A 7115-nucleotide genomic window follows, 5' to 3' on the forward strand; every position below is an offset into this window, starting at 1 on the left:
TCTCTATCAGGTATCCGCTCCAGAGTTAGTCCCACTACACTGGTAGTAGCTGCTTGAAAAAAGCGATTTGAAATCTTGCATTTCCAGGTCAAAGCGAATTTTGCTCCATGCTGATCTCCCTTCAGATTGAAAATTTTGCCTTGGTTGACCAGTTAGACCTGGAGTTTGGCACAGGGCTAAACGTCCTGACTGGAGAAACCGGGGCGGGAAAGTCGATTATTTTAGATGCACTCGATGCGGCTTTAGGCGGCAAAGTGACCAGCCGAGCAGTTCGAACTGGGGCTGAACGAGCGACGATCGAAGCCACCTTTGACCTCGACCCTGCCTTAATTCACTGGCTCTCTGAGCAGCAGATCGAGCTGGTAGACGATATGACGCTGGTGTGCAGCCGCGAACTTACCGCTAACCGGGGAAACGTCCGCAGCCGTTCCAGGGTGAATGGGGTGCTGGTCAACAAACAGCAAATGGAATCCCTGCGCGAGCGACTGCTGGAAATTACTGCCCAGGGGCAAACGCTTCAGTTAGGGCAGACTGCCATTCAGCGCGATTGGCTCGACGGCTTTGGCGGCAGTGCGGTCATTGAGCAGCGCGATCGCGTCAGCAAACTCTACGCCTCCACCCAGCAGGCACTGCAAACCCTCGAAAAGAAACGCCAGTTTGAGCAGCAGCGGCTTCAGCAGCTCGATTTGTTTGAATACCAGGCGAAAGAACTGCGATCGGCAAATCTGCATGACCCCGACGAACTGACTCAGCTTCAGCAAGAGCATCAGCGGCTCGGCCACGCTGTCGAACTTCAGCAGCAGAGCTATCAGGTGTATCAAGCACTTTACCAGAACGATCGCGGCTCCCATGCCTGCGCCGATCTGCTAGGTGAAGCAGAGCATACCCTGACGGACATGATTCGCTACGACGAGCAGCTTCAGCCGATTCTAGACATGGTGCTGGAGGCAATGGCGCAGGTCGAAGAAGCCGGACGGCAGATTAACGCCTACGGCGAGAGCCTGGAAACTGACCCAGAGCGGCTGCAAGAAGTCGAAGAACGCATTGCCCAGCTCAAGCAAATTTGCCGCAAATACGGTCCGACCCTGGCAGAAGCGATCGCCTATAGCGAAAGTTTGCAAAAGCAGCTCGAAGACCTGACCGGAGGCGCGCAGTCCGTTGAGGAGCTAGAGCAGATTTACCAAGAGCAACTCGCTGCCCTCACTGAAGCCTGTGCCCAGCTCACCACCCTGAGACAAAAAGCCGCTCAGAATCTAGAAGCCTTGCTGGTGCGCGAGTTAAAGCCGCTGGCAATGGACAAAGTGCAGTTTAACGTCGGGATCGATTCGGTTGCGCCGAGTGCTTTTGGAGCCGATCGCATCACCTTCCGATTCAGCCCTAACCCTGGCGAACCGCTGCAACCCCTGGCAGAGACTGCCTCTGGTGGAGAAATGAGCCGCTTCCTTCTCGCGCTAAAAGCCTGTTTCTCACAGGTAGACTCGGTGGGATCAATGGTGTTTGACGAAATCGATGTGGGCGTGTCGGGACGGGTCACGCAGGCGATCGCCGAAAAGTTGCACCAGTTGAGCCAGCGGCACCAGATACTTTGTGTGACTCACCAGCCGATCGTTGCTGCAATGGCAGACCACCACTATCGTGTTGCCAAAGAAGTGATTGATTCGGCAGGCGAAGGCACTCCGGCAAAGCGCAAGCGCGGCAAAGGCAAAGCGGCTGAAGCTGATCCTGAGCCAACGGAAGTTTCCCAAAAAGACGAACTCCGAACCGTGGTGCGGGTGATTCCGCTGAACGAGCAGCAGCGACGGGAAGAACTGGCACAGCTTGCAGGTGGCAAATCCGACCAGAAAGCGATCGAGTTTGCAGACTCTCTGCTGGACGAAGCGGCAAAAGCAAGACTCGCTCATCTGCCTCAGTTGACTAAAACTGCCGCCAAATCTGCCTCCCGCAGTAAAACGGCGCGTCTGCCTCGCTAGTGAGAACCGCTTCTGCAGAAAGGCAAGCACTAGCGCAAGCTGGGAAAACAAGTCTGATTCGGCTTTCAAAGTTCCTCAGGCTTAGGAATTTAGGAGGCAATCTCAAACTCTCGTCCCTGCTCAAACCGCCTCTGACAGAGCGTGTTAATCCTTCTTAATTCTTAGCTCTTAGTCTTGATCGATCGCGAGATAATAGAAATCGACCTGATTTGCGCTCAATCCCCCGTGGGTTATGAGCAGGAGTTTGAAGTGTTGACGGTTTGAGACATCAGGCACAGCAAAGCAATTTTGAAGTAACCCTTGCGTAACTCAACGCAATTACCGTAGCCTACAGGATGATTCTGTCAGAACTGCTGCGAAGCTGACAAAACAGTAGGCAAACAAGTGCCACGCTTAAAAGTTCAAGTTATTTCGGTCTTACGGTGAAATTATGACGTTTTGTGAATACAGACCGGGGTTGGAGGGAATTCCTGCGACGCAGTCCAGCATTAGCTTTGTGGATGGTCAGCGCGGAATTTTAGAGTACCGGGGCATCAACATCGAAGAGTTAGCACAGCATAGCACCTTTCTAGAAACGTCCTATCTGTTGATCTACGGCAGCCTGCCCTCTCAGGAAGAACTTGCCGAGTTTGAGCATGAGATTCGCTTTCACCGACGGCTGAAATACCGCATTCGCGACATGATGAAGTGTTTCCCGGAGAGCGGTCATCCGATGGATGCGCTTCAGGCTTGCGCGGCAGCACTGGGCCTGTTTTATTCTCGGCGTGCACTCGACAACCCGGATTATATTCGGGCAGCGGTAGTGCGGCTGCTGGCAAAAATTCCCACTATGGTGGCTGCCTTTCAAATGATGCGAAAGGGCAACGACCCGATCCAGCCCCGCGACGACCTGGACTATGCCGCCAATTTTCTCTATATGCTGAACGAGCAGGAACCGGACCCGCTCGCCGCCCGAATCTTTGATATTTGTCTGACCTTACACGCCGAACACACGATCAATGCTTCTACCTTTTCGGCAATGGTCACGGCTTCCACGCTGACCGATCCTTATGCTGTGATCGCCTCCGCAGTGGGAACGCTGGCAGGTCCGCTCCACGGCGGCGCAAACGAAGAAGTGATCGAAATGTTAGAAGAAATCGGCTCGATCGAAAACGTAGAGCCTTACCTGGAAAGCTGCATTCAGCGCAAAGCTAAGATTATGGGTTTCGGGCACCGAGTTTATAAAGTGAAAGACCCTCGCGCCACAATTTTGCAGGAGCTAGCAGAGCAGCTTTTCGAGAAGTTTGGACGCGACCACTATTACGATATTGCGATCACCCTAGAAAAAGCCGTCGAAGAACGCCTGGGACACAAAGGTATTTATCCCAACGTAGACTTTTACTCGGGTCTGGTATATCGCAAAATGGGCATTCCCACCGACCTGTTTACGCCCGTGTTTGCGATCGCCCGTGTTGCTGGCTGGTTGGCACACTGGAAAGAGCAGCTCAACGAAAACCGCATTTTCCGCCCAACTCAAATCTATACGGGAATGCGGGGTACGCCCTATGTGCCGATTGAAAAGCGTCAGTCCGAGCAGGATCAGCAGCTCTTAAATCTCGTGACCGGATAATTTCAGGGTAATTTTGTTTTGCTTGCAGTCCTCGATCGCATACCTGCTATACTAGGTAAGGCGATTGCCGGTGTAGCTCAGTGGTAGAGCACTCGATTCGTAATCGAGCGGTCGTGAGTTCAAATCTCATCACCGGCTTTGTACAGTAGTAATTTGGAATGCGCTTGAGATTCTTCAGTAGAAGTCATATTTGTAGCAGCAAAAAGAAAAAGCCAAAGTTTGAACCGACCTCAAAAATCAAAGCTGATTTGCTTGGTTAGTGGTGCAGGAGAATACGAGCCATGCTTTAACTCGTTAATTGCCCATGAGATAAACTCCTGAAATGAAAAGACCTCAAGAAATCGCTCGCCGTCCTTATGTGATTTCAGGTACTCGATTGCTTTTGCTGCCACATCGGAGTTGCATATATACTCTCCGTCTAGAACAATGATGCAAGGGCAAGGATAGACAGTCTTGATATTCTCAACTAGAAAAGGTAGTTTCTCGATTACGCTACCAGAGGCATCCTGCCACTTGGATTCGATCGCTAGCCCTCCGGGAAAGGTCTCGCACGGTTCAACAAAACAATCAATTCTGATTGATTTGCCAAAGATGTCTTTGATTCCAGGCTTATACTGCGTTTGTACTGAATAGCCAACACACTCCAATACGCACTTAATAATATGTTCTGTTAGCTTGCCAGAAGCATTCGCATTTGACCCTGCACTGGCGGCTTTGACTTTGATTGGCTTATGTTTGGGCATAGGAAGATTGATAGGCTGCTCGTCACTGTTATAACTCCATCCGGTGACAAGGCACCTCAGCATAGCAGCTTCCACAAAGCCGAATCGGGCAAGGCTGTAACGTCATTTCTTGCTGGGGCAACATCTCCCGCATCCGTCCGGGATCAAGTCTGATGAGGCGGGCGATCGCCCCTAACTCCTCCGCCGTTGGAAACGGATTGTGGTTGACAGAGATCAGGATTTTCTCAGCCACCTTGCGATCGCCGTATCCAGCGAGAATAAACCACCGCCATTGGTCAGGAAGAAGCTAAACCACAGGGCATAAAGGGAAGCTGTTTCCAAAGGGGGAATGTGCCAACCGTCTTTTTTAAGATGGAAAAAGAGAGCAATGAACATGGTGAATAGCAATATCAAAGCATTCAGCCGAGTCAATAATCCCAGCACCAGCAGAATCGAACTTCCAATTTCAGCGTAGGCAGCACAATAGGTCAAAAACACAGGGTAAGGCAAGCCAATAAAACTGACAACGCCGTTGGCAAAGCCCTGCACATCCGCCAGCTTGCTAAATCCGTTATGGATCATCAGTAAGCCTACTGCCACTCGAGAAATCGTCCAAACAATCTGAGCCACACGGCTCTCGACCGCCGGGGATTGCAGCATGGCGTCCAGTAACGTCGGTTTCGTTTGAATCACAGTCATAGCTCAGAAGAATCTCAGTTAGGTTGAATTCATTTTCGCCGATTGGGAAAGCGGTCAATCAGAATTATTGCAACATAGCCATTGCCAGCTCCGACAACTGCCCCTGAACGGGGGATTGCGAATTTCTCCGATCGCCCAAACCCCTTTTACCCTTGTTTCCATCCCCTCATTGACCCTCACTTTCCCACCTGCATTAAACTCTACCCGATCTCCGACCCCATCCATGAGCAGCATCACATTGCTTTAATCAATAAAGACTCCCTCAGCAGGCAGAAAGACAAGCGATGGTTTGGTTCCCCCCTACTCCTTTGGCAACCTGTTTATTTCACGAAGCGGTAATCTTACAAAGTTTTACGAGTGGAATATTAAACGTTTTTTGTCGATTTAGATCTAAATTGGTAGAACTATTTGGAGTCGCTGATAAGACATTAGACAACATCAATAAAGAAACCAACGAGATATTTTCGGTGAGGTTTATAAGAAAACTGATGAATTCACTTGAAAGGCGACAAACTTATATTGTGGAAGGATCGATCGCAGGCTTACTAGCCCACTCGTGAATCTAATTGCAGTTCATCTTTTCTCTTCTTTCCAAAGGGGGTGTTAAGATCCGCAGTTAGGCCTTATATAAAGTATTACTAACCGTAAAAGCGAAAAGCTCATTAAAACCTTTTATGACTATTCCTCTACTGGTTGTTGATGTGCAAACAGGATTTATTAACGACTTTACACATCACATTCCCCCCAGAGTAGTGCGCTTAATTGAGCAGAAAATCTATTCTCCGATATTATTTACTCGTTTCATTAACTTATCCGATGGTCCCTACACTCGCCTGCTCAACTGGAACGGTTGTCATGGGGAACCTGAAACCAATCTAGCGGCAGACTTAGCTCCCTACATTCAATCCCAATTCGTCTTTAGTAAACCGGGATTATGCGGGATGCCTATTGAACTCGTGGATTATTTCTGTGACCATCAAATTCAGCAGGTTGCTGTAGTTGGAATCGACACCGATATGTGTGTCTTAAAAATTGCGATGGATTTGTTTGACCGAGGCATCGAACCACTTGTGTTAACAGATTGCTGTGCCAGTACTGCAGGGTTGCAGGCGCATCTGGCAGGTTTAGCGGTTCTGAGTCGCAATATTGGGGCACAGCGTTTGCGCGATGCTGGATTGGGAGAAGGCTTTCTTGCGGCTCCGACGCCAAACCAAGACGATTAATCCCAAACATAAACTTTTAGCCTTTAGGAGCGATCGCATACTCCCTAAAATCATTAGACAAAATCAAGTTCTAGCATAGACGGCCCTGATGGGATCGATGCTTCTAGATCTACGCTGTTATCCTCCTCTTCCCGTGACGCTGAACTGCGGATTGGGCGCGGGGCGATCGGAAATTGATTGGTGTTGAGTGCGATCGCCGTAGCAGGTCTTATACAAACGCAATCCAGGTGCCGTGAAAACCATAGGGAATGCGTTGGGGCATCAAGACGCGGGCAATTGGTTCATCGGTCATGGCTTGGGCTGCGACAATGATCAATTCAGAGGTGCTCTGAGTTTCGTCATGTACGAACGTCATCAGCCACCCATCGTCTTCGGTCGTCGCACCGGGTCTTGGCACAAACACGCCTTCACCCCCATAGCGTCCTGTCCCAAAGGAGTGCGTTTGCACCGATTGATGCGCCAGATCGAACTGGAGTAAGCCATTAAACTTGGGCATTGCGGTAGGCGCACTCTTGCCCGCATAGCCATAGCGGATAGGCCGTCCTAAATACTGTTCGTTGATGCGTGGGAATTCGCAGGGGCAATCGTCGAGGGTCTCTTCCTGTACGGTTCCAGTCTTGAGATTGAACCGCCAGCGGTAAAGCAGCGGCACATTACTGCTAATAGCGCGATTATCGCTTTCATGGGAACCCGGAGACGCACCCAGGATGCTGGTGCTGCCCATCCGACAGGCAATCAGGATAATGTCATCCCCCGACTCGTAAGCATTCAGCGTATGAAAAATGTAGCAACTGGGTGATTCAAACCAGCGAATCATGCGATTTTCGCCGTGCCGAGGCAGAATGCCAAACCGACTGGGGCGATCGCGTTCAAAGGCAAAAGCAGGTTCTCC

7 protein-coding genes and 1 tRNA gene are annotated in these 7115 nt (G+C 50.4%); 4 read left to right on the top strand and 4 right to left on the bottom strand.

Annotated features, from left to right (window positions below; all coding sequences use genetic code 11):
* Positions 1-107: 107 nt before the first annotated feature.
* From recN to H6F80_RS20940, 3 genes are all read left to right on the top strand, one after another.
* Positions 108-1970, top strand: a complete 1863-nt coding sequence (recN, locus tag H6F80_RS20930; protein ID WP_190793460.1) for a DNA repair protein RecN — start codon at positions 108-110, stop codon at positions 1968-1970.
* A gap of 430 nt (positions 1971-2400) precedes the next feature.
* Positions 2401-3579: a citrate synthase gene (locus tag H6F80_RS20935; RefSeq protein WP_190793461.1), complete on the top strand. Its 1179-nt coding sequence runs from the start codon at positions 2401-2403 to the stop codon at positions 3577-3579.
* Positions 3580-3645: 66 nt separating this feature from the next.
* A tRNA-Thr gene (locus tag H6F80_RS20940) sits at positions 3646-3717 on the top strand.
* A 92-nt stretch (positions 3718-3809) separates the two neighbouring features.
* On the opposite strand, the gene H6F80_RS20945 is transcribed toward H6F80_RS20940, so the two are convergent.
* Genes H6F80_RS20945 through H6F80_RS20955 form a run of 3 tightly spaced genes read right to left on the bottom strand, consistent with a single transcriptional unit; the run spans position 3810 to position 5000 of the window.
* Positions 3810-4322 (bottom strand): PD-(D/E)XK nuclease superfamily protein, encoded by a 513-nt coding sequence (locus H6F80_RS20945; RefSeq protein ID WP_206755100.1) that lies wholly within the window; start codon positions 4320-4322, stop codon positions 3810-3812.
* A gap of 28 nt (positions 4323-4350) precedes the next feature.
* A complete protein-coding gene (locus H6F80_RS20950) occupies positions 4351-4554 on the bottom strand; it encodes a hypothetical protein (protein ID WP_190793463.1) in 204 nt (67 codons plus the stop codon).
* Entirely contained in the window at positions 4536-5000 is a 465-nt protein-coding gene (locus H6F80_RS20955; protein WP_190793464.1) for a DoxX family protein, read from the bottom strand. The genes H6F80_RS20950 and H6F80_RS20955 overlap by 19 nt, the downstream gene beginning before the upstream one ends.
* Positions 5001-5674: 674 nt before the next feature.
* Here H6F80_RS20955 and H6F80_RS20960 point away from each other — a divergent pair.
* Positions 5675-6223, top strand: coding sequence for a cysteine hydrolase family protein (locus H6F80_RS20960; protein ID WP_190793465.1), 549 nt, complete (start codon positions 5675-5677; stop codon positions 6221-6223).
* Positions 6224-6431: 208 nt separating this feature from the next.
* Here the strand turns inward: H6F80_RS20960 and H6F80_RS20965 are convergent.
* A partial coding sequence (locus H6F80_RS20965) for a carotenoid oxygenase family protein (protein ID WP_190793466.1) occupies positions 6432-7115 on the bottom strand: 684 nt, incomplete at its 5' end.

The organism is Leptolyngbya sp. FACHB-711 (assembly GCF_014695615.1).
Classification (GTDB): Bacteria; Cyanobacteriota; Cyanobacteriia; order Elainellales; family Elainellaceae; genus Leptolyngbya_A.